Origin of the sequence: Micromonospora sp. DT46, assembly GCF_049841735.1 — a bacterium.
In the GTDB taxonomy this organism is placed as follows: Bacteria; Actinomycetota; Actinomycetes; order Mycobacteriales; family Micromonosporaceae; genus Micromonospora; species Micromonospora reichwaldensis.
Genome location: NZ_JBNCKW010000004.1, coordinates 631777 through 652727 on the forward strand (window position 1 = coordinate 631777; position 20951 = coordinate 652727).

The 20951-nt window shown below is 75.2% G+C and carries 21 protein-coding genes and 1 pseudogene; 9 read left to right on the forward strand and 13 right to left on the reverse strand.

Annotated features, from left to right (window positions below; all coding sequences use genetic code 11):
- Nucleotides 1-156: 156 nt before the first annotated feature.
- Nucleotides 157-1026: a 4,5-DOPA dioxygenase extradiol gene (ygiD, locus tag ACLQ20_RS14160; RefSeq protein ID WP_327028405.1), complete on the forward strand. Its 870-nt coding sequence runs from the start codon at nt 157-159 to the stop codon at nt 1024-1026.
- Between the two features lie 141 nt (nt 1027-1167).
- On the opposite strand, the gene ACLQ20_RS14165 is transcribed toward ygiD, so the two are convergent.
- From ACLQ20_RS14165 to ACLQ20_RS14175, 3 genes are all read right to left on the reverse strand, one after another.
- Nucleotides 1168-1653 (reverse strand): SRPBCC family protein, encoded by a 486-nt coding sequence (locus ACLQ20_RS14165; RefSeq protein WP_151453669.1) that lies wholly within the window; start codon nt 1651-1653, stop codon nt 1168-1170.
- Nucleotides 1650-2012 carry an ArsR/SmtB family transcription factor gene (locus ACLQ20_RS14170; RefSeq protein WP_151453670.1) on the reverse strand — a complete coding sequence of 121 codons (363 nt, stop codon included), beginning with the start codon at nt 2010-2012 and terminating at the stop codon, nt 1650-1652. Before ACLQ20_RS14170 ends, ACLQ20_RS14165 begins: the two co-directional genes overlap by 4 nt.
- A 72-nt stretch (nt 2013-2084) precedes the next feature.
- Nucleotides 2085-2948: an HAD family hydrolase gene (locus ACLQ20_RS14175; RefSeq protein WP_425855873.1), complete on the reverse strand. Its 864-nt coding sequence runs from the start codon at nt 2946-2948 to the stop codon at nt 2085-2087.
- Here ACLQ20_RS14175 and ACLQ20_RS14180 point away from each other — a divergent pair.
- Nucleotides 2941-4821, forward strand: a complete 1881-nt coding sequence (locus ACLQ20_RS14180) for a peptide deformylase (RefSeq protein ID WP_425855875.1) — start codon at nt 2941-2943, stop codon at nt 4819-4821. The two genes, ACLQ20_RS14175 and ACLQ20_RS14180, sit on opposite strands and share 8 nt — an antisense overlap.
- Here the strand turns inward: ACLQ20_RS14180 and ACLQ20_RS14185 are convergent.
- Nucleotides 4748-5125 (reverse strand): CU044_2847 family protein, encoded by a 378-nt coding sequence (locus ACLQ20_RS14185; protein WP_327028402.1) that lies wholly within the window; start codon nt 5123-5125, stop codon nt 4748-4750. The genes ACLQ20_RS14180 and ACLQ20_RS14185 overlap by 74 nt on opposite strands.
- 190 nt (nt 5126-5315) lie before the next feature.
- On the opposite strand from ACLQ20_RS14185, the gene ACLQ20_RS14190 reads away from it, so the two are divergent.
- The gene (locus tag ACLQ20_RS14190; protein ID WP_425855877.1) at nt 5316-5627 is read left to right on the forward strand and encodes a hypothetical protein; all 312 of its coding nucleotides are present in this window, start codon (nt 5316-5318) and stop codon (nt 5625-5627) included.
- 34 nt (nt 5628-5661) lie between these two features.
- Here the strand turns inward: ACLQ20_RS14190 and ACLQ20_RS14195 are convergent, their stop codons facing one another.
- The 8 genes and pseudogenes from ACLQ20_RS14195 to ACLQ20_RS14230 all read right to left on the reverse strand — a co-directional run bounded on the left by ACLQ20_RS14195 (nt 5662) and on the right by ACLQ20_RS14230 (nt 13883).
- Nucleotides 5662-8031: a hypothetical protein gene (locus ACLQ20_RS14195; protein ID WP_425855879.1), complete on the reverse strand. Its 2370-nt coding sequence runs from the start codon at nt 8029-8031 to the stop codon at nt 5662-5664.
- Nucleotides 8028-9791 (reverse strand): ABC transporter permease subunit, encoded by a 1764-nt coding sequence (locus tag ACLQ20_RS14200; RefSeq protein ID WP_151453674.1) that lies wholly within the window; start codon nt 9789-9791, stop codon nt 8028-8030. Before ACLQ20_RS14200 ends, ACLQ20_RS14195 begins: the two co-directional genes overlap by 4 nt.
- Nucleotides 9788-11086, reverse strand: coding sequence for an ABC transporter substrate-binding protein (locus ACLQ20_RS14205; RefSeq protein WP_425855882.1), 1299 nt, complete (start codon nt 11084-11086; stop codon nt 9788-9790). The genes ACLQ20_RS14200 and ACLQ20_RS14205 overlap by 4 nt, the downstream gene beginning before the upstream one ends.
- Nucleotides 11083-11691 (reverse strand): ATP-binding cassette domain-containing protein, encoded by a 609-nt coding sequence (locus ACLQ20_RS14210; protein WP_425855884.1) that lies wholly within the window; start codon nt 11689-11691, stop codon nt 11083-11085. The genes ACLQ20_RS14205 and ACLQ20_RS14210 overlap by 4 nt, the downstream gene beginning before the upstream one ends.
- 113 nt (nt 11692-11804) lie before the next feature.
- Nucleotides 11805-12008, reverse strand: a pseudogene (locus ACLQ20_RS14215) (flavin reductase family protein); the annotation flags it as partial.
- Nucleotides 12009-12125: 117 nt separating this feature from the next.
- Nucleotides 12126-12431, reverse strand: coding sequence for a DUF2470 domain-containing protein (locus ACLQ20_RS14220; protein WP_132239689.1), 306 nt, complete (start codon nt 12429-12431; stop codon nt 12126-12128).
- Nucleotides 12428-13099 carry a heme oxygenase (biliverdin-producing) gene (locus ACLQ20_RS14225; protein ID WP_425855886.1) on the reverse strand — a complete coding sequence of 224 codons (672 nt, stop codon included), beginning with the start codon at nt 13097-13099 and terminating at the stop codon, nt 12428-12430. The genes ACLQ20_RS14220 and ACLQ20_RS14225 overlap by 4 nt, the downstream gene beginning before the upstream one ends.
- Nucleotides 13100-13220: 121 nt before the next feature.
- Nucleotides 13221-13883 carry a TetR/AcrR family transcriptional regulator gene (locus ACLQ20_RS14230; RefSeq protein WP_151453678.1) on the reverse strand — a complete coding sequence of 221 codons (663 nt, stop codon included), beginning with the start codon at nt 13881-13883 and terminating at the stop codon, nt 13221-13223.
- A gap of 110 nt (nt 13884-13993) precedes the next feature.
- Between ACLQ20_RS14230 and ACLQ20_RS14235 the strand changes: the two genes are divergently transcribed.
- From ACLQ20_RS14235 to ACLQ20_RS14260, 6 genes are all read left to right on the forward strand, one after another.
- The gene (locus ACLQ20_RS14235; protein WP_425855889.1) at nt 13994-15478 is read left to right on the forward strand and encodes a flavin-containing monooxygenase; all 1485 of its coding nucleotides are present in this window, start codon (nt 13994-13996) and stop codon (nt 15476-15478) included.
- Nucleotides 15471-16397: an SDR family NAD(P)-dependent oxidoreductase gene (locus tag ACLQ20_RS14240; protein WP_425855892.1), complete on the forward strand. Its 927-nt coding sequence runs from the start codon at nt 15471-15473 to the stop codon at nt 16395-16397. Before ACLQ20_RS14235 ends, ACLQ20_RS14240 begins: the two co-directional genes overlap by 8 nt.
- A complete protein-coding gene (locus ACLQ20_RS14245) occupies nt 16394-17257 on the forward strand; it encodes an alpha/beta fold hydrolase (RefSeq protein WP_358118237.1) in 864 nt (287 codons plus the stop codon). Before ACLQ20_RS14240 ends, ACLQ20_RS14245 begins: the two co-directional genes overlap by 4 nt.
- Nucleotides 17258-17287: 30 nt before the next feature.
- Nucleotides 17288-18394 carry a CapA family protein gene (locus ACLQ20_RS14250; protein ID WP_425855894.1) on the forward strand — a complete coding sequence of 369 codons (1107 nt, stop codon included), beginning with the start codon at nt 17288-17290 and terminating at the stop codon, nt 18392-18394.
- 67 nt (nt 18395-18461) lie between these two features.
- Nucleotides 18462-19124 (forward strand): GntR family transcriptional regulator, encoded by a 663-nt coding sequence (locus tag ACLQ20_RS14255; protein WP_425855895.1) that lies wholly within the window; start codon nt 18462-18464, stop codon nt 19122-19124.
- Nucleotides 19121-20416, forward strand: coding sequence for an MFS transporter (locus ACLQ20_RS14260; RefSeq protein WP_358118233.1), 1296 nt, complete (start codon nt 19121-19123; stop codon nt 20414-20416). Before ACLQ20_RS14255 ends, ACLQ20_RS14260 begins: the two co-directional genes overlap by 4 nt.
- A 90-nt stretch (nt 20417-20506) precedes the next feature.
- On the opposite strand, the gene ACLQ20_RS14265 is transcribed toward ACLQ20_RS14260, so the two are convergent.
- Entirely contained in the window at nt 20507-20926 is a 420-nt protein-coding gene (locus ACLQ20_RS14265; RefSeq protein WP_358118231.1) for a hypothetical protein, read from the reverse strand.
- Nucleotides 20927-20951 lie beyond the last annotated feature (25 nt).

Consider the following 20951-nt stretch of genomic DNA (forward strand, 5'->3'; position numbering starts at 1 on the left):
CCGGCGCCGCCCCCCCCCCCCCTGCCCCCTTCCGCTCGCCCGCTGGCCTCCCCCCCCCCCCCGGGCGCCCTCCCCCGGCCCCCCCCCCCCGGCGATGACCGGCGGCTCCCCGCGACAGCGGTTACGCTCGCCTCACCGTGAGCCTGGGGGAGCAGCATGAGCAGCGAGACCGTCCCGGCGGTGATGCCGGCCGCGTTCATCGGTCACGGAAGCCCGATGAACGCGCTGGAACTCAACCGCTACACGCAGGCGTGGCGCGCCTTCGGGCGGGCGGTCCCGCGGCCCCGGGCGATCCTCGTCGTGTCGGCCCACTGGTACATCGGCGCCACCGCCGTCACCGCGATGCCCCGGCCGCGGACGATCCACGACTTCTACGGCTTCCCGCCGGAGCTGTTCGACGTCCGCTACCCGGCGCCCGGCCTGCCGGAGCTGGCGGAGGAGATCGCCGACGTGGTCCACCCCACCTGGGTCGGGGCGGACGTCGACTCGTGGGGGATCGACCACGGCACCTGGTCGGTGCTCACCCACGCGTTTCCCGACGCGGACATCCCGGTCGTCCAGTTGAGCATCAACGCGTTCAAGGGCCTGGACTACCACCTGGACCTGGGCGCGCGGCTCGCCCCGTTGCGCGAGCGCGGGGTGCTCGTCGTGACCAGCGGCAACGTGGTGCACAACCTGCGGGGGGTGGACCCGCGCATGGTCGACGAGGGCTTCGACTGGGCGCGGCGGTTCGACGAGGCGGCGAAGGACGTCATGCTCGGCGAGCCGACCGAGGCGGCCGCGCTGGACGCCCACCGTGACTTCGGCCGGGCCGTACCGACGCCGGACCACTTCATTCCGCTGCTCTACCTCGCCGGCCTGGCCGGCGCCGCCGGCAACGGCGCGGAGGTGCTGGTGGACGGGTACGCGTACGGGTCGCTGTCGATGACCGCCTACACCGTGGGGTCGTCCTGCCGCACGGAGGCCCCGCTGGCCGGCGCACCCGCCCTGCCGACCGACGTGCCGGCGGACTCCGCCAACATCTGACGGCCGCCGTCGCTGTGGGCCGCTGCCTGGCGGCTTGCGCGACCGGCCCCGGCGGGGCGACGGGATGCGGGACCAGCCGGTCGTGCCCCCGGCTCGGCGGCCGGTCCGTACGGCGGGGCCCGCATCCCGTCGCCGCGTCCGTCAGAGGCCCTTGACGACCTCGATCAGCTGGTCCAGCGCGGCGCTCCAGCCCTCGGCGAAGCCCATCTCCTCGTGCGACTTCTTCGCCGCGGCGTCGGCGTGGATCGCGGTGGCCGTGTACTTCGTGCCGGTGCCGGTGGGCTCGAGCTTGATGATCGCGGTGAACGGGAGGTCGTCGCTGACCACCTGGGGGCGGAAGCCGGGGCCCAGCCCCGAGGTGAAGATCAGCGTCGAGCCCTCCTCGACGACCAGGATGCAGCCGGTGCTCGGGTACTCCTCGCCCTCGGGCGAGCGCATCACCGTGTTGAACCTGCCGCCGGGCTGGAGGTCGATCTCGCAGGACGAGGTCGACCAGGGCCGCGGGGCGAACCACTGCACGATCAGCTCGGGCGTGGTCCAGGCCTTCCAGACCAGCTCGGGCGCGACGTCGACGGTGCGCTCCAGGACGAGGTCGAGATTCGGGTTCACGCTCGGGTAGGCGGTCATGTCTGCTGCTCCTTCAGGTCGTGGAGAAACGAGTCGAGCTGGTCGAGGCGCCGGGACCATGTCGCGCGCTGACCGGCGAGCCAGGTGTCGACGTGCTCGAGCGGCTGGGGGGCGAGCCGGTAGGTCCGCACGCGCCCCTTCTTCTCCGACGTCACCAGGCCGGAGCGCTCGAGGACGCCCAGGTGCTGGGTGAACGACGGCAGTGCCATGTCAAACGGACGAGCGAGCTCGCTGGTTGTCGCGGGCCCCCGGCCGAGCAGCTCGACGACCCGGCGGCGGGTCGGGTCCGACAGCGCGTGGAACACGCCGTCCAGGGTCCCGTCGTCGCTTCCGGCTCCGCCGCCCGATTGCTTAGGCATGCACCTAAGTATGCCCGCGCCGAACACTTAGGTCAAGCCCTAAGCGAAGTCGTCGGCCGCCCCGGACGGTCGTCATCGTGGTTCCCGGTCGGGGCTGCCGGGTGGCGCCGCGGCGGACAGCAGCGCCACGGTGAGGTCGGCCAGCCGTCGGCCGGGCGCGACCGGCGATCCGTCGCCGACCATCACCACCGGGCAGCCGGCGGCAATCGCGCTGGAGACTCCCGTTGGTGAATCTTCCACGACAACGCATCGAGACGGTGGAAATTGCAGCCGGTGCGCGCCGAGCAAATAGGGATCGGGCGCGGGTTTCGCCCGAATCACGTCGTCGCCGCAGACGATGGTGTCGAATTGGGGAACGTCATTGTGAGTCAGCAGCACGTTCACGATCTCCCGGCTGCTCGACGTGACGAGCCCGACCGGCACGCCGTGCCGTCGCAGGTCCGCGACGAGGCAGAGCCCGAAACCGTCCCATCGCGCCATGCCGTCGAGGTGGCGCCGTCGTACAAACCGCTCCACCCAGGCCGTGTCGTTGGTGGGATCCGCCTCCGACCAGCCCAGGCGGCGATGCACGGTGCGGACGGCCTCCAGCGCCGTGAGTCCGCGCAGCCCGTCGAGCGCCCCTGCCGGCACGGCCTGCCGTCGACCGATCAGCGCGGTGAACGCGGCCCGCCACAGCGGTGCCGTGTCGACCAGGGTGCCGTCGAGATCGAAGAGTACGGCCCACTTCCTCACCACTGCCATGCTCCATTCCTCGACGTTCCCGGTCAACATTCGGACATGGCGGGAACGGTGATTGCCGATAGGATCGGTAATCCGCAGCGGAACGGAGGTCCCGGTGATGTACCGGGTCGAGCGCGCCATCGCTTTCGTGCTCGGTCGACGCGATGCCGAGCGCGTCGGGCTGGCATTCCTGGTCGGGGAGCGTTTGATGATCACCTGTGCCCACGTGGTCAACGCGGCCCTCGGTCGGCCGGCGCGGCACGCGGAGCCCGTGCCGAGGAACATCCGCGTCTCCCTCCGCTTCGCGCTGCTCGGGCCGCCGAACAGTTGGATCGAGCGCAGTGCCGAGGTGGTGGCGTGGTTGCCCACCGGCGAAAGCTTCGACGTCGGGGACGTGGCGGTGCTCCGGCTCGGCGAAGGGCTGGGCGGCAGCGGCGCGGAGCCGCTGCGCATCAGGGCTGACCTGAACGACCGCTACAACGCCGCCGTGCAGATGTGGGGGCCGGGTCACGGCCGTGACCTCGGACGGCACGTGCGGGGCAGCCTGCTCGGCGCGGTCGGCAAGCACCGGCTCCAGGTCGACGAGACGGTGCTCCGGGTCTTCCGGGTGCAGTCCGGGTTCAGCGGGGGGCCGGTCTGGGACCCGGCCACCTCGCTGGTGTTCGGCATGCTCCAGGCCATCACCACGGACGGTTCCGCCGAGGTGCTCGTGCTCGACGGCGCGCTGCTGGAACGGGCACTGGCGGCGGTCGCGACCGCCCGCCCCGGTCTGGCGCTGCTGCACGACCACGGTGAGGTGCACTACGACGGCAGCCACTACGCGCTGCGACAGCGCCGGCTGCTGCGCCACGGCGGGGGTAGTCCCCGCGCCAAGTACGAGATGAAGGTGTCGGTGGCACGCTTCCTCAACGACGAGGCGTCCCGCAACCTGCGCCACCACGCCCGGCATCCGCTCAGCGTCGGCGACCCGGTCCGGGACATCGGGCTCCAGGCCTGGTGCACGGTCGACGACCGGACCAGGCCGATGGACGTCAAGGCGACGAAGGTGCGCCATGAGGAGATCAACTTCGACCTCTGCTTTCCCGGATCGGGGCTGCTGACGCCCGGCCAGCAGGCGGTCATCGAGTACCGATACCGGGTCAGCGACGAGATCTGGGGGCAGTGGTACAAGCGCAACGTCAAGCCCAACACCGACCGGCTCTCCATCGAGGCGTACCTGCCGGCCGAGCTGGAGCCGGAGTGCTGGGGCATGACCTCGCTGCCGTCGGAGACGGACCTCGAACCGCTCTCCGACGTCGAGACACGGGTGGAGGGTGACCGGATCGTCTACTCCTGGGACCGCAGCGCCGAGGAGGAGAACCTCGCCGAGGAACGCCGCGTCCGACTGGACTGGTTCTTCTGGCGCCGCATCCCCGACAGCAGCGAGTGCGACGACGCGGCACGCGTGCTGCGGCAGTTCGGCATCCGGCAGCTGCGCGAGCCGGCCCGTGGGCGCGAGTCGTCGAACCTGCCGACGAGGACGCGGCTCATCGACTTCGACTCGCCCCACGACCGGCAGTTGGCGGTGCGGGTCCTTGCTCATCTGCGCCGGGTGGCCGGCTGGGTCAACCGCTACCACGCCTTCAAGCCGCAGGTCAGCATGGGGATAGCGGCGCCGCAGCTCGGCATGGCGTACGCCATCGCGATCGTCCGCCAGCCGGGGTCGAACGACTACCTCGAGCTGGTCAATCCGAGCGTCGTCGAGCGGACCGACGAGGAGGTGCTGGACTTCGAGGGCTGCCTCAGCTTCTTTGACGTGCGGGGCCGGGTCCGGCGGCCCTACGGCCTGCGTGTGCGGCACCGCACCGCGCAGGGAGACGACCGGGACGTGGTCCTGACCGGGGCCCTGGCCCGCAGCGTGGCCCACGAGATCGACCACCTCGGCGGCAAGCTCTACACCGACGCCGACCGGATGCCGAGTGACGAGGCCCCGATCGGCGTGCGCCAGTACCGGCAACTGCGCGACAGCGACCGCTTCACACCGCTGGCGCCTCCGCGGCGGCTGACCTGGCGGGCGCAGGAGCATCGGGACGGCGCCAGGTCAGGCTGACCTTGAAGGTCGCCTCGGCGGTCCCCTTCGTGAAGATCAGACCCGTCTCCCCGCCCACCGTCAGCCCCAGCTCGACGGAGATCTCGTCGGGGGTGGACGCCGCCGCCCGCAGCCCGGCGACCACTGCGCGCACGGCGGGCAGCACCCGCTCCAGCGAGTTGGTCAGCGTGACGCCGGCCCACGGGGCGCCTCCGTCGCCCGTCGCCACCAACTCGATGTTCCCGAGGTCCCGACGCTCCGCCTCGACCTCGACGTACTCGTCGCCGCCGTCGGCGACCGGAACCTTGAGGATCAGCGTGGTCATGTGACCTCCGTGCGTCGGCGGTGCCAGGGGCGCCGAGGGCAGTGAGCCAAGGTGTAGCAGCTCGCGGTGCCGAGCGGTAGGCATCCGACGGCTTTTTCGCAGCAACGCGTCCTGCCCCCGGAAACGACCCGGTGCCGGCCGCGCGGCCGCTGGCGTTTCTCATCGGTGGCGCGTGGGTCATGCTGGTGCGGTGACTGACGTCGACGCCCCCGAACCGCTCATCCTCCACCTGTACTGCCGGCTCACGGTGGCCGTGACCGACCCGCAGGCGCTCACCGACCACGCGGTCGCCGACCTGCGGGCCGCGGACATCGACTGGTCGGCGGAGGAGGACGACCTCGACACGGCGGTGGCGGACCTACGCAACGACGTCGTGATGTCGCTGGCGTCCGTGGTGGACATCAGCCGGATGGTCGACGGGGTGCCCGGCGTGGTGGCGAAGGGCGGGCTGTGCTGGGCCGAGCCCGGGCCGCCCCGCGAGGCCGTCTGGCGTGCCGAGTGACCGCCCCGCGTGGGGCCCCCGCCGTCGACCCCGCTCAGGCCGGCGCGTCGCTGCCCACCAGGCGGGCGTCGGCCGCCGCCTGACCGTCGACGTCCCCCGCCTCCTCGCACACGCCCGCCGCGTCCGCCCAGTGCCGCCGGGCCTCGTCGGCGTTGTCGAGGGCCGCCGCCGCGTCGCCCAGGTGCAGCAGGGTCCGCCCCAGGCCGGCCGTCGGCCGCCCGTCGCGCAGCCGCAGGCTCTCCGCCAGCAGCTCGTACGCCTGCCGGGCCTGGGCCGGCGTGGTGGACAACAGCGCGGCACCCGCGTTGAGCAGCGCGGCGGCCCGGTTGGTCGGATCGGCCACGGACTCGTACTCCCGCAGCGCCGCCCGCCACGACTGCGCCGCGTCGAGGTGCTCGCCGAGCCCGGCGTGCACCAGCACCAGGTTGGTCAGCGCCGCCGCGTAGCCCCGGGCGTCGCCGAGCGCGCGGAAGGCGTTCGCCGCGCGGACCAGGTGGCGGTGTGCGACCTCCAGCTCCCCCCGGGACAGCCGGGCGGCGCCCAGGCCCAGATCGGTCAGCGCGTGCCCGGCCCGGTCCGCCGCCGAGCGGTGCCGCCGCGACAGCTCCAGGTGCTCCACCGCGTCGTCGAACTGCCCCAGGTCCAGCAGCACCAGGCCCAGGTTCATCCGCGCCTGCGCGGTGCCGCGCCGGCCCCGCTCCGCCACCGCGAGGCTGAGCGCCGTCGCCGCCGCCTGCGGGTCGCCCCGGCGGCGGCGCAGCACCCCCAGTTCGTTGTGCGCCCAGCCGGCGATCTCCGGCCGGTCGTCGGCGGTGGGCGTGGCGAGCACCGTGCGGCACACCTCCGCCCACTCGTCGAGGCGCTCGGCGTGGGCGAGCCAGCCGCACAGCGCCACCGCCAGGCGGAACCACCAGCGGCGAACCCGGCGCGGCAGGGTCTCCGCCGCGCCCGCCGGCACCCTGACCACGGCCAGCAGCAGCTCCTGGTGCAGGTCGAACCAGCCGTACGGGTCGTCGTCCAGCGCCAGCGTCGGCTCCCGGTCCGGCGGCGAGCCGACCACGGCGAGGCTCGCGGCGTGCCGCTCGGCCCGCCGGGCCAGGTGCCGGGTGAGCCGGGCCTGCGCGGCGACCCGCCGCCGCGCCGGCTCCGCGTCGCGCAGGTGCATCCGGGCGTACGGGGCCAGCAGCGGGCGCACCTCGTAGCGGTCCCCGGGCGCGCCGGTGACGAACCCGCCGGCGGCCAGCTCGTGCAGCAGGGCGGCCACCCGGTCCGGGCGGCGGCCGGCCAGCGCCCCGATCGTCGGCCGGTCCAGCGGCACCGGGCTGAGCGACATCAGCCGCCACAACCGTCCTGCCTCGCCGCCCAGCGCGTGGTACGCGGTGTCCCGCGCGGTCACCAGCAGGGTCGCCGGGGAGGCGGCGACGTGCTGGTGCGGGGGCGTGTCGACGGCGCGGCGCAGCGCGTCGAGCACGTCGGTGTGCCGCCACCCGTGCTGCGCCGTACGCCGGCCGAGCTCCGCGACCGTGCGGGGCTGCCGCCCGCAGAGTTCGACGAGGTCGCGTACCGCCGGGTCGGTGCGCGGGTCCGGGCGGTGCGGCCGGGCGACGGGCGCGGCGGCGCCGGCGGCGGCGAACAGCTCGACGGCGTCGTCGGCGTCCGGCTCGGCGATCCCGTGCGCCACCACCCCGTCCACCGCGGCCAACGCTCCCGTGCCGGCCAGCAGCAGGCGGCACGTCCGCGCGGTCGGCGGCAGCAGCGGCCGGACCTGGGCCGGGTCGTCCACGTTGTCCAGCACCACGAGGGTCGCCCGGCCGTCGAGCTGGCCGCTCAGCTCGTCGACGGCGTCGGCGAGGTCGTCGGCGCGCCCCGACGCCGGCGGCCGGGTGCCGAGGATCCGGGCCAGCGCGGTCAGCACCTGCCGGGCGTCGTGCCGCCGGCCGCCCCGGCGCAGGTCCAGGTAGTACTGGCCGTCCGGGAAGTCGTCCCGGCACAGGTTGGCGGCCTGGATGGCGCAGGCCGACGTGCCGACGGCCCGCCGGCCGACCACCGCGACCGCATGCTCCTTCTCCAACAGGTCGATGATCGCGTCGACGTGCCCGGCCCGCCCGGTGAACCCGGCCGGCCACGGCAGGGTGGGCGCGCCGGCGACGGGCGGCGGTTCGGTGTCGTCCGGCGTCGCGGCCTGCTGCCGCTGGCGGCGCCATTCCACGATCATCGCGGCGGCGAGGCCGAGCACGATCACCCCGGCGCTCGCCGAGCCGAGCTGGGCTACGGACAGCTCGGAGAGCAGGTTGCCGGTGACGTTGCCGAGGACCGCGCTGACCGTGCCGCCGACCACGCCGCCGATCGCGAGCAGCAGGCTCAGCCGCCGGGGCCGCCGCGAGCGGCGAGCCGGCCCCGTCACCGCACGCCCCCGGCGACCAGGCCGGCGACGAGCTGGCGGCGGGCCAGAACCACCAGCAGCACCGGCAGGACGGAGGCGATGACCGAGCCGGCGGCGAGCGCCCCGCTGTTGGCCGCGAAGCCCCGGGTCTGGCCGGCGAGGAACAGCCCCAGCGGCAGCGCGCCCGGACCGCTGAACAGCAGACCCACCACCAGGTCGTTCCACACCTGGACGAACTCCAGCACCGCGACCGCCACCACGGCCGGGCGGTTGTGCCGGGCGAGCAGCCGCAGGGTGCCCCACCAGTGCCGCCCGCCCACCCGGGCCGCGCGTACCTGCTCGGCGGGCAGGTCCGCGAACGCGTTGCGCAGCACCAGCACGGCGAACGGCACGCCCAGCGCGACGTGCACCAGCGCCAGGCCACGCGCCGTGCCGGAGGAGAGCACCACGCCGAGCACCTCGTTGACCGGCCCGGCGATGACCTGTACCGGCACGATGCTGGCGGCCATCAGCAGCAGCCCGGTGGCCTGGGCGGGTGGCCCGGTCAGCCAGGCCAGCGGGTACGCGGCGAGCAGCGCGACGCCCAGCACCACGGCGGTGACCACGGTCGCCAGCACCAGCGTGAAGCCCAGTGTGCGCCACAGCTCCGCGCCGGTCAGCAGGTCCCGGTAGGAGTCGAGGCCGGGCGGGCTCCACCACCAGCCCCGGGCCGCCGCGTCCACCGTCCCGTGCAGCGAGGTGGCGAGCAGCACCCCGAGCGGCACCAGCCAGGCGACCGCCGCGCCCGCCACCAGCAGCCGGATCGTCCGGCGTGGCGCGGGCGCCACCGGTTCGGGCGCGACGGGCACCGGGTCCCGGGGCGGCGGCCACGCCTGCCGCACGAACAGCGCGGCTACCAGCATGCCGGCGGCCACCGCCACCAGCCACACCACGCCGAGCGCGGCGCCCTCGCCGGTGGTGGCGCCGTTGGAGGTCTGCCAGACCCGCAGGGCGAGCACCGACGCCTCGTCGCGCACCGAGCCGGGCGTCATCACCAGGATCAGGTCGAACGTCCGGGCGGTGCCGAGCGCCGCCAGGGTGAACACCACCGCCACGGTGCGCAGCAGCAGTGGCCGCCACTGCGCGTCCCAGAGCACGTCGCGGCGGTTGCCGCCGTAGGCGCGCACCGCGTCGGCGAGGCTGGGCGGCACCGCGTCGAGGGCGGCCCGGAACACCAGCACGGCCAGCCCGACCCACGCCCACACGAACGCCGACATCAGCGCCACCGTGACCAGGCGGGGGCCGAGCAGTTGCGGGGCGTCGGCCGCCGACCGGCCGGTCAGCGTCGCGGCGACCAGCGTGGCCAGCCCGCGTTCCGGGTCCGGGTCGTACATCAGCCGGAAGGTGACCCCGGTGACCACCAGCGGCAGCGCGGTGGGCACCACCAGGATGAGGCGGACCAGCCCGCCCTCCTGCGAGCGGCGCGAGGCGGCGGCGAGCAGGTAGCCCAGGACGGTGACCACCGCCGGCACCAGCAGCGCCCAGAGCAGCGTGCGTCCCACCACGGCGCCGGTGCCGGGCGCGGCCAGCGCGGTGCGGAAGTGCTCCGCGCCCACCCACCGGCCGTCGGTGGTGACGCTGGCGTGCAGCGTACGTAGCACCGGCCACGCCACCAGCCCGCCGAGCAGCAGCAGGGCGGGCAGCAGCAGCGCCGAGGTGGCCCCCGCCGCCGGGTAGGCCCGCCCGCGCCGGGGCGGCCCGACGTCGTCGAGGACCGCCAGCTCGCCCAGGACCCGGCTCATCGGCCGCCGCCCGCCGACCGGGCCGCCGCCGCCAGTTGCCCGACGGCCCGCCGGGTCGCCCTGCCGGCGGGGACCCCGTCGGTGACGTCGGCGAAGAAGTCCTGCATGATCCGCCAGATGCCCACCCCGTCGGAGCCGGTGAACGGGCCCGGCAGCCGGTCGGACAGGTCGAAGCGCACCGCCTCGGCCGTGCGTAGCTCGGCGGCGAGGCGGCGGCGGACGGGATCGCGGTAGTCGCCCAGCGGCACGGACACGTTGGGGGAGAGGTAGCCGCCGGCGCGCAGCCACGGCTGGAAGGCGGAGCCGCCGCTGAGCCAGCGCACCAGCTCCGCCCCACGGGCCGAACCGGCGAACGCCACGGCGGCGTCACCGCCGACGATCAGCGGGCCGTCGGCCACCCGGGCGCCCGGGAAGCGGAAGGTCTCCGGCTGCTCCGGGCCCCGGCGGAACCGGCGGCTGACGTCGTCGACGAAGTCGGCCTCGAAGAGCATCGTGGCCCGCCGGTGGTGCACCACCTGGATCACCGACTCCTCGTACTGGGTGAGCAGGGCCCGGCGACCGCCGCCGGGGAACGCGCCGTCGACGCCCCACAGCTCGGCGAGCCGGTCCAGCGCCGTGTGCACCGACGGGCTCCGCCAGTCGGCCTCGCCGCGTGCCAGCGCCTCGTAGTGGCCGGGCGGGGCCACGTCGGCGAGCACGTTCTCGAACCAGTCGGTGAGCACCCACCCGTCGGCCGCGCCGACGGCCAGCGGCGCCGGGCCGTCGCCCGAGCGGGCCCGCGCGCCGAGCCGCCGGGTGAGCGTCACGAGCTGGTCCCAGGTGCGCGGCGGCGCGGGGAGCATCGACGGGAAGTACCAGAACAGCGACTTGTGGGCCGCCTTGACCCAGACGCCGTAGCGGCGCCCGTCGGCGGAGAGCAGGTCGGCCATGCCGGGCGGGAGGGCGTAGCTGGTGGCGGGGGTCAGCTCGCGCAGCCAGCCGCGCCGGGCGTACTCGACGACCAGCCCGGACCGGGGCAGGATCGCCACGTCGGGGCTGGTGCCGGCCAGTTGGCGGGCGCGCAGGAACGCGTCGATGTCGTTGCCGGCGCTGATCACCTGCACGTCGGCGCCGTAGTTGCCCACAACCTCGCGGAAACGGGCCAGCTCGCCGCCGCTCCACACGACCGCGACCTGGACCGCCGGCGGCGTGGCGGCGCAGCCCGCGCCGGGCGTCGCGGTGAGCGCGGCGGTGGCCCGCAGCAGGGTGCGGCGGCTCAGCCGCGCCGCCGGCGCGGCCCGGCCCACCGGCGTCACCCGCCCACCTCGGCGACGACCGGCACGTCGGCCAGGGAGCCCGGGTCGGCCGTGCACACCAGCACCGCCACCCCCGGCGTGTTCGCCGAGGAGAGCCTGCCGACCAGGTCGGTCAGCCGCCCACCGCCGGCCGGTCCGGTCGGCAGGTCGATCACCAGCACCTCGGGCAGGCAGGCCACCGCCCGGGCGAGCGCCACCCGGAACCGCTGCGCCTCCGACAGCAGGTGCGGTCGCAGCTCCAGCGTCGGAGCCAGCTCCAGCCGGTCGACCACCGTCGCCGTCCACGCGTCGGCCATGTCCCGCACCCGTTCCCGTCGGCGCTGGCCGTAGGCGATGTTGCGGCGCACGCTCAGGTGGGGCAGCAGCGCGCCGCCGGCCGGCACGTAGGCGATGCGGCGCTGCGGCGGTGCCAGGGTGGTCACCTCCCGGTTGCCGACCAGGACCCGGCCGGCGACCGGCGGGGCCAGCCCGCTCACCACCCGGGCGACGGCGGTGCCGATCGGCGGGGCGGCGGCCAGGGCGGCCGTGGCACCGGCGGCGACGTCGAGGGTCACCGCGGCGGCGCCGGGCACGGCGACGAGCTCGCACAGTCGTAACGTGGCCATCACCTCCGGTGACCCGGGCAGTCGATCCCAGGGTCGCACAATCCGGCGACGACCGGCGCCCCGCCACCGTCCCCTGTGGAGTGCCGCGTGGGACCGGCCGCGCCGCCCACCGGTCAGCGCGACGCCGCGCCGAGCCGGTGGGGCATCTGCCAGCCCTCCGCGAGTCGGGACGGGTGCACGTGGTGCCCGCCGCCGAAGAACTCGCAGAACTTCATGATCAACAGATCCCAGCGCAGCGGGTCGACGTGGCTCGTCCCGGGGATGACGAGGTCCTGCTCGACGTACGCGCGCAGCACCTCGACCTGGAAGGCGCGTGCATCCGTCCACCTTCCACCGAGGGCGCGACCGTGCGTCGCGCCACCGGAGCCGACTATCCGGGAGCCGGCCGGCCGGCGCTGGCGGCGATCGGACGTGGCGTTGCGACCGCCGGTCGGTCAGCCGGCCGGGCGCGGTGGGAGACCGGACCGCTGGCACGCCTCCCGGTACATCCGCACCACCTCCTGCCGGATCTGGGCGCGTTCGCTCAGCCGGTGGGCGAACGGCACCCGCACCGGGACCTCGATGTCGTCCACGGTCACGGCGAACTCCATCCCCTCGGCGTCCAGGCCGGTGGCCCGGGCCCGGGTGGCCGCCGGCTGCCCGCCGAGCGTGCGGCAGATGAGCAGCGAGTCCCCGGCGTGGTCGTCGTTCATGTGCCGGCAGACGGCGGCGACCACGTCGGCGCCGAACGGGGCGGTCACGCGGCCACCTCCACGTCCGTGGCCGGCACGAGGTGGGACAGGGCGGCGAGGACCTCGGTGTTGTGCCGGTACGCCACGAGCACCTCGGCCCGCAGCGCGGCCCGACCCACCTCGTCGAGCGGGAGGGCGTCCAGCCTTGCCCGGTAGGCGTCCTTGTACGCCTTCGGGCTGGGGATCCGGTCGAACCGGTAGAACGCCGCCCCGGCGTCCCCGGTCAGCCCGTAGTGCCGGGCGAGGGACCGTCCGATGTGCAGTCCGCCGGAGAGGTCGCCGAGGTAGCGGGTGTAGTGGTGGGCGACGAACCGCTCCGGTGAGCTGGCGCAGACCGCGCCGAGGCGCCCGGCGTAGGCGACCGTCGCCGGGGTCGGGTCGATCCGTCGGCGCCAGTCGGGCCCGAGCAGGAACTCCAGGTCCGCGGCGAGGGCGGGCAGCCGGGTCAGCGCGTCGTCAACGAAGGGGCCGGCGAGCGGGTCGTGGCGCATCGCCTCGGCGGCGCCCTCCAGCGCCTCGTAGATCACGTGGTGCTGCCCCACCAGCGCGGCGTAGCCGGCGCGGTCCAGCTCGCCGGCCACCAGGGCGGAGACGTACCGCTGGGACTCCGCGCCCTGGTGGGCCTCGGCGCTGGCGGCCCGCAACTCGGCGGAGAACGGGGTGCTGGTCGGGCGCAAGTCTCCTCCAGGGGGACGAAAGGCCGGGCGGGTCGCCGACGGGAGAGATCAACGGTAACCGGGCACGTGGGTGGGGGCACGACCTCGAGGTCGTGCCGGCACACCCCGCCGTCCGGCGTGGTCAGGCCGGCGGGGGAGCGGTGCCGCGGTAGATCGCGGCCAGCCACACGTCGCGCAGCACGTCGACCACGTCGCGCTCGGCCACCGCCGGCCCGTCGCCGGCGAAGGTGGCGTACCAGACGCGCTCGTTCATCGAGTTGAGCGCGATGGCGAGGTCACGGGCCGGCACGCCGTCGGGGGCGGCCCCGCGCCGCCGTTCGGCCACGATCGCGGTCTCGATCGCGTGCACCCAGCGCTCCAGCACCCTCGCCCAGAGCCGGCGCACCTCGGCGTTGGTGCCGCGCACCTGGGCGCAGGCCAGCACCACCGCGCGGTGCGCGCCGAACGTCTCGTGGAACCGGTCGATCAGCTCCCGCCAGCGCGCCGGCGGGTCCTCGGCCAGCCGCTCCAGCACGTTCCCGGCGGCGGCGTCGGCCTCCTCGATGACCCGGTCCAGCAGCGTCAGCAGCACCGCGTCCTTGGACGGGAAGTAGAAGTAGAAGGTGGGCCGGGAGATGCCCGCCCCGCGCGCCAGGTCGTCGATCGAGATGTCGGCGAAGGCCCGCTGCCCCAGCAGCCGCTCGGCGGTCGCCAGGATGGCCAGCTCCCGCTCGTCACCGACGGAGCGCGCCGCGCGCCGTCCGCGCCCGGTCGCGCTGCCGGTGGCCGTACGGGCGGGTGTCATGCCCGGGGACTCTACACCGGATCAACACCGTGTCGATCCGACTCGACAGGGTGTTGACGAGCCTCGACAGCCGTGGCTAGTGTCCGGTCACACCCGCGGACGGAGACGAGATGGCCACCGAACACGTCGACGTGCTCATCGTCGGCGCCGGCCTGTCCGGCGTGGGTGCCGCCTGCCACCTGCGCCGCAACTGCCCGGAGAAGACGTACGCGGTGCTGGAGTCCCGCGACGCGATCGGCGGCACCTGGGACCTGTTCCGTTATCCCGGCGTCCGGTCGGACTCCGACATGTTCACCCTCGGCTACTCCTTCAAGCCGTGGACCGACCCGAAGGCCATCGCCGACGGCGACTCGATCCGCGACTACGTCCGCCGCACCGCCGACGAGTACGGCGTCACCGACCACATCCGCTTCCGGCACCGGGTGCTGCGGGCCGACTGGGACAGCGCGAGCGCCCGCTGGACGGTGCACGCCCAGCGCGACGACACCGGCGAGACGGTCGCGCTGACCTGTTCCTTCCTGTTCACCTGCGCCGGCTACTACCACTACGACGCCGGGTACGCCCCGAGGTTCCCCGGCACCGAGCGGTTCGCGGGGCGGATCGTGCACCCGCAGCACTGGCCCGCCGACCTCGACCACACCGGCAAGCGGGTGGTGGTGATCGGCAGCGGCGCCACCGCAGTGACCCTGGTGCCCGCGATGGCCGAGCGGGCCGCCCACGTCACCATGCTCCAGCGCTCACCCACGTACGTCCTGGCGCTGCCGTCGCGCGACGTGCTGGCCGACGCGCTGCGGCGCTGGCTGCCGGCGAAGGCCGCGTATCCGGTGGTGCGCTGGAAGAACGTCCTGCTCTCCACCGCCAACTTCCAGCTCAGCCGGCGCGCCCCCGCGTTGGTCCGGCGGCTGCTGCTGCGCGCCGCCCGGGGCCGGCTGCCGGCCGGCTACGACGTCGACCGGCACTTCTCGCCCCGCTACGACCCCTGGGACCAGCGGCTGTGCGTGGTGCCCGACGGCGACCTGTTCACCGCGGTGGCGCGGGGGAGGGCGTCGGTGGTCACCGACACCGTCGACACCTTCACCGAGCGGGGCGTCCGGCTCGGCTCCGGCGAGGAGCTGGCCGCGGACGTCGTCGTCACCGCCACCGGGCTCAACCTGCTCGCCCTCGGCGGCATGACGCTGACCGTGGACGGCGCCGAGGTGGAGCTGCGCGACACCGTCGCCTACAAGGGGATGATGCTCTCCGGGGTGCCGAACTTCGCGATGACCCTCGGCTACACCAACGCCTCGTGGACGCTGAAGGCCGACCTGGTGGCCACCTACGTCTGCCGGCTGCTGCGGCACCTGGACCGCACCGGCCAGCAGGTCGTCACCCCGCTGCCGCCGCCCGACGGCGAGCTGGAGCCGATCATCGATTTGACGGCCGGCTACGTGCTGCGCAGCGTCGACGCCCTGCCCAAGCAGGGCACCCGGGCACCGTGGCGGCTGCACCAGAACTATCCCCGGGACGTCCTGCTGATGCGGCACGGCCGGCTCACCGACCCCGGCGTGCGGTTCTCCCGCGCCGGCACACCGGAACGGAGGACCGCCCGTGCGTAGGTTCGTCTTCATCGGCGGCACGGCTGTGGTGACCGGCGCCGCCAGCGGGATCGGCGAGGCCCTCGTGCACGGGCTGGCCCGCCGGGGCAGCGACCTGGTGCTGGTCGACCGCGACGCCGGGCGCCTCGACGCCGTCGTCGCGGCGGTCCGCGCCGCGCACCCCGACCGGCAGCTCACCGCCTACGTGGTCGACCTGGCCGACGCCGCCGCCACCGCGCGGGTGGCCGAGGAGATCCGCCGGCGGCACCCGGCGCTCCGGCTGCTGGTCAACAACGCGGGGGTGGCGCTGGGCGGCCGGTTCGACCAGGTGAGCCTGGACGAGTTCAGCTGGGTCGTCGACGTCAACTTCCGGGCCGTGGCGCAGCTGACCCACGCGCTGCTGCCCACCCTGCGGGTCGAGCCGGGCGCGCACCTGGTCAACGTCTCCAGCCTCTTCGGGATCATCGCCCCGGCCGGGCAGACCGCCTACGCGGCCAGCAAGTTCGCCGTCCGCGGCTTCACCGAGGCGCTGCGCCAGGAGCTGGCCGGCGAGGGGATCGGGGTGACCTGCGTGCATCCGGGGGGCATCCGCACCCGGATCGCGCAGAACGCCCGCGTGGGCGCCGGCGTGCCCGCCGAGGAGTTCGAGACCGGCCGCCGGCAGTTCGAGAAGCTGCTGACCATCGACCCCGCGAGGGCCGCCGAGGTGATCCTGCGCGGCGTGCACCGCCGCCGGGGCCGGGTGCTGATCGGCTGGTCGGCGAAGCTGCCCGACCTGCTGGCCCGGGTGGCGCCGGTGTCGTACCAGCGGGTCGTGGCCTTCGCGCTCGACCGCGTCGCGGGCGACGCCACCCGCCGGCTCACCACCGGATCGCCCGTCCCGGCGCAGCGCCAGCCCGAGGCGCCCCCGGCGGCCGACCCGGCCGGAGGACCGGCGTGAGCGCCCCGGCCGGACGCCGGCACGTGAGCGTGGACGGCCGGCGGGTGTGCCACCGCGTCGACGGCGAGGGGCCGCCGGTGCTGCTGCTGCACGGCATCGGCCGCACCCTGCGCGACTTCACCGAGCTGCACGAGCTGCTCGCCGGGCGGTTCCGGGTGCACAGCGTCGACCTGCCCGGCTACGGCGGTTCGCTGCCGATGGCCCGCCCCTGCACCCTGCCGGCGCTGGGCGAGTTCGCCGCTCACTACCTCGACGCCGTCGGCGTCGAGGAGCCGGCGCACGTGGTCGGCAACTCCCTCGGCGGCGCGGTCGCCATGCGCCTCGCGGCGTCCGAGCCGGCCCGGGTGGCCAGCCTGACGCTGGTCAACAGCGCCGGCTTCGGCCGGGAGGTGACCATCGCGCTGCGGCTGCTGGCGCTGCGCCCGCTGGGCCGGCTGCTGCTGCGGCCCACCCGTTGGGCCGCCCGCCGCGCCGAGCTGTCGCTCTTCCACGACCCGGCCCTCGCCACCGCCGAACGCGTCGCCCACGCCCTGGCGGTCGCCCGCCAGCCGTACGCCGCCCGGGTGATGCTGGAGACCGCGCGCAGCCTCGGCACCTTCCGGGGCGTCAGCCCGCAGTGGCGCGAGGAGCTGCTGGCCGAGGTGGAACGGCTCGACGTGCCCACCCTGGTCGTCTGGGGCGACCGGGACCTGATCCTGCCGGCGGCGCACCTCGACGCCGCCCGGTCCCGGCTGCCGCGCGCCCGCACCCACCTGTTCGCCGACTGCGGGCACATGCCGCAGATCGAGTGCGCCGAGGAGTTCCACCGCCTGCTCGTCGACTTCTGGGCCGAGGCCGGCGCGGACGCCGCCGGCAGGTGAGCCGGCGGCGCGACGGGGAAAGCGGGCCGGGTGCCCGAGCTGACCCTCTTCCTCGGCGGCGACGTGATGACCGGCCGGGGCGTGGACGCGATCCTGCCCGCGCCCGGCCCGCCCGAGCTGCGCGAACCGGCGGTACGCGACGCCCGCGACTACGTCGACCTCGCCCGGGACGCCAACGGGCCGGTCCCGCGCCCGGCGCCGCCGGCCTGGCCGTGGGGCGAGGCGCTGCATTTGCTCGACGAGCTGCGGCCCGACGCCCGCGTGGTCAACCTGGAGACCGCGGTGACCGGCCGGGGCGAGCACGCACCGGCCAAGGCGATCCACTACCGGATGCACCCGGGAAACCTGTCCTGCCTCGCCGCGGCCCGGCTCGACGTCTGCGCCCTGGCCAACAACCACAGCCTCGACTTCGGCCCGGTCGGGCTCACCGACACCCTCGACGCGCTGGCCGACGCCGGCATCGCCACCGCCGGCGCCGGCCGGGATGCGGCGTCGGCCTGGCGGCCCGCCCGGGTGCTGCTCGGCCGGGGCGGCCGGCTGCTCGTCTGGTCGGTGGCCGTACCGTCCAGCGGGGTGCCCCCGCCCTGGGCGGCCACCGCCGGGTCGCCCGGCGTGGCGTACCTGCCGGAGGTCTCGGTCGCCTCGGCGGACGCGTTGGCCGGACGGATCGCCGCCGTGGCCGGGCCGGGGGACCGGGTGCTGGTCTCCGTGCACTGGGGCACCAACTGGGGGTACGAGGTGCCGCCCGCGCACGTCGACTTCGCCCACCGGCTGGTGGACGCCGGCGTGGACGTGGTGCACGGCCACTCGTCGCACCATCCCCGCCCCGTCGAGGTGTACCGCGACCGGCTCATCCTCTACGGCTGCGGCGACCTCGTCGACGACTACGAGGGCATCGGCGGGCGGGAGGCGTACCGCCCGGAGCTGCGGCTGCTCTGGCTGCCGACCCTCGACGCGGACACCGGGGCGCTGCGGGGCCTGCGGGCGGCCCCGGTACGGATGCGCCGGATGCGGCTGGAGCGGGCCGCGCCCGACGAGGTCGGCTGGTTGGCGGGGCTGCTCGGCGGCTTCGGCCCACCGTTCGCGCGCGGGTTCACCGTCGACGGCGACGGGCTGCTGACGCTCCATCCCCGCTGACGGTGGCCCGCGCCACCCCCGGCGGGGGCGCGGGGCGCGCCGAGGAGGCGGAGCCCACCATAGATACATGACGCATCCCTCCCCGTCGGGCCGGACGGCCGCGCCCTCGGCCGCCGAACGCGCCTACCGGCACCTCAAGCGCGAGATCCTGGAGCAGATCCACCCGGGCGGGTCGCTGGTCAGCGAGGGGGAGATCGCCGAGGCCACCGGGGTCTCCCGCACCCCGGTCCGGGAGGCGCTGCTCCGCCTGGAGGCGGAGGGACTGGTCCGCCTCTACCCCAAGCGGGGCGCCCTGATCCGCCCGGTCTCCGCCCGCGAGATCACCGACGTGATCGAGGCGCGGCGGCTGGTCGAGCTGCACGCCGCCGAGCGGGTCTGGCCCCGGCGCGCGGTGCTGCGGGGCGACCTCGCCGCCCGGCTGGCCGAGATGCGGGACGCGCACGCCGCCGGTGACCTGGCCGCGCTGATGCAGGCCGACCGGGCGTTCCACGCCACCGTCGTGGACGCCGCCGGCAACGAGATCCTCGCCGAGCTGTACCAGCGGCTGCGCGACCGGCAGCTGCGGATGGGGGAGGCCAGCTTCCGGCTCTCGCCCGGCTGGGCCGAGACGGCGCTCACCGAGCACGCCGACCAGCTCGCCGCACTCGACTCCGACGACCCCGGGCGCTGGCTCGCCGCCGTCGCCGCGCACATCGACAACGCCGCGGCCGTGCTGCGGTCCCTGCGGTGAGGGTGCTGCCCGCGCCGCTCGCCCCGCTCCGCTCGGCGGGCGGCCTCGTCTGGGGCGTGGCCGTGTCCGCGTACGTGGCCGCCGTGTTCCACCGCAGCTCGCTCGGCGTCACCGGCGTCGACGCGGCACACCGCTTCGAGGTCAACGCCTCGGCGCTGGCCACCTTCTCCGTCGCCCAGCTCGCCGTGTACGCGGCGATGCAGGTGCCGGTCGGCGTGCTGCTCGACCGGTTCGGGTCCCGCCGGCTGCTCATCGCCGGCGGCGCGCTGATGGTCGCCGGCCAGCTCTGCTTCGCCCTGGCCACCGACGTGCCCCTGGCGATCGCCGCCCGCGTGCTGATTGGCCTCGGCGACGCCATGACGTTCATCAGCGTGCTGCGCATCGTGGCGCTGTGGTTCCCGGGGCGGCGCTACGCGATGATGACCCAGCTCACCGGCACGCTCGGCCAGCTCGGGGCGATCCTCGGCGCCGTACCGCTGGTGGCCCTGCTGCACTCGGCGGGCTGGACCCCCGCCTTCCTCACCGCCGGGGCGGTCGGGGCGACCGTGCTGCTGATGGTCGTCGTCGCCGTCCGGGACACCCCGGGCGGGCCGGTCCCGGCCGGCGCGGCGCCCACCCTCACCGACGTCCGCCGGGAACTCGCCGCCGCGTGGGCCCAGCCGGGCACCCGGCTGGGGCTCTGGACGCACTTCGTCACCCAGTTCTCCGGCGCCGTGTTCGCCCTGCTCTGGGGGTACCCGTTCCTGGTGCAGGGGCAGGGGCTCAGCCCGACCAGGGCGGCGTCGCTGCTCACCCTGATGACTGCCGCCATGCTGCTGACCGGGCCGGTGGTGGCGCACCTCTGCGCCCGGCACCCGTTCCACCGTTCGGTGCTGGTCTTCGCGATCACCGGCGCCACCGCCGTGGTCTGGGCCGTCGTGCTCGCCTGGCCGGGACGCGCGCCGGGCTGGCTGCTGGTCACGCTGGTGCTGGTGCTCGCGGTCAACGGCCCGGCCTCCCTCATCGGCTTCGACTACGCGCGCAGCTTCAACCCGGTCAACCGGATCGGCAGCGCCACCGGGGTCGTCAACGTCGGCGGCTTCGTCGCCTCGATCGTGCTGGTGCTGGCCGTCGGCGTGGTGCTCGACCTGGCCACCCCGGCCGGTCGGGCCACCCCGGACCTGACCGCCTTCCGGTGGGCCTTCGCCGTGCAGTACGTCCTCTGGGCGCTCGGCGCGGTCCAGGTGCTGCGCTACCGCAACGCGGCCCGCCGCGAGCTCGCCGCGCGGACACCCGCCGCGACGCCGACCTGACCCGCCGCACCGGCCGTGTCACGCCCACCGCCCTCCCGGGGCGCGGCGCGATGCGGCGCGGGCGTGGTCCCGCGCCGCCGGCGCAAGACCTCAGTGCCGTCGGCGGCCGTGGGTGAGGTCGTCCAGCACCAGGGTCAGGCCGGCCCCGAGCAGCCAGACGTCCTTGGCCAGGCCGATGCCCTGCTGGGTGGGCCGCAGGCTGCCCGCCTCGCGCATCCCCGGCGTCCGCAGGTAGAGCTGCACCAGGCCCGCGCCGAACGCCGCCAGCCCCAGACCGGCCAGCGCCGACGGTACGAACGGCGCGAGCAGCGCGGCGCCCAGGGCGATCTCGGCCCGGGAGAGCAGCCGGGCGAACCGGTCCGGATCGAGCTTGCCGAGCTGCGGGACGGCGCCCACGGCCATCCCGTGCATGCCCTGCGCGGCCTCCCCCTCCAGCGACCGCTTGCCCATCCCCGAGTTGAGGACGAACGCGCCGATGCTGACCCGCAGCGGCAGATGGCTGATCCTCATGGCGCACTCCCGTCCGAGCGTCGAA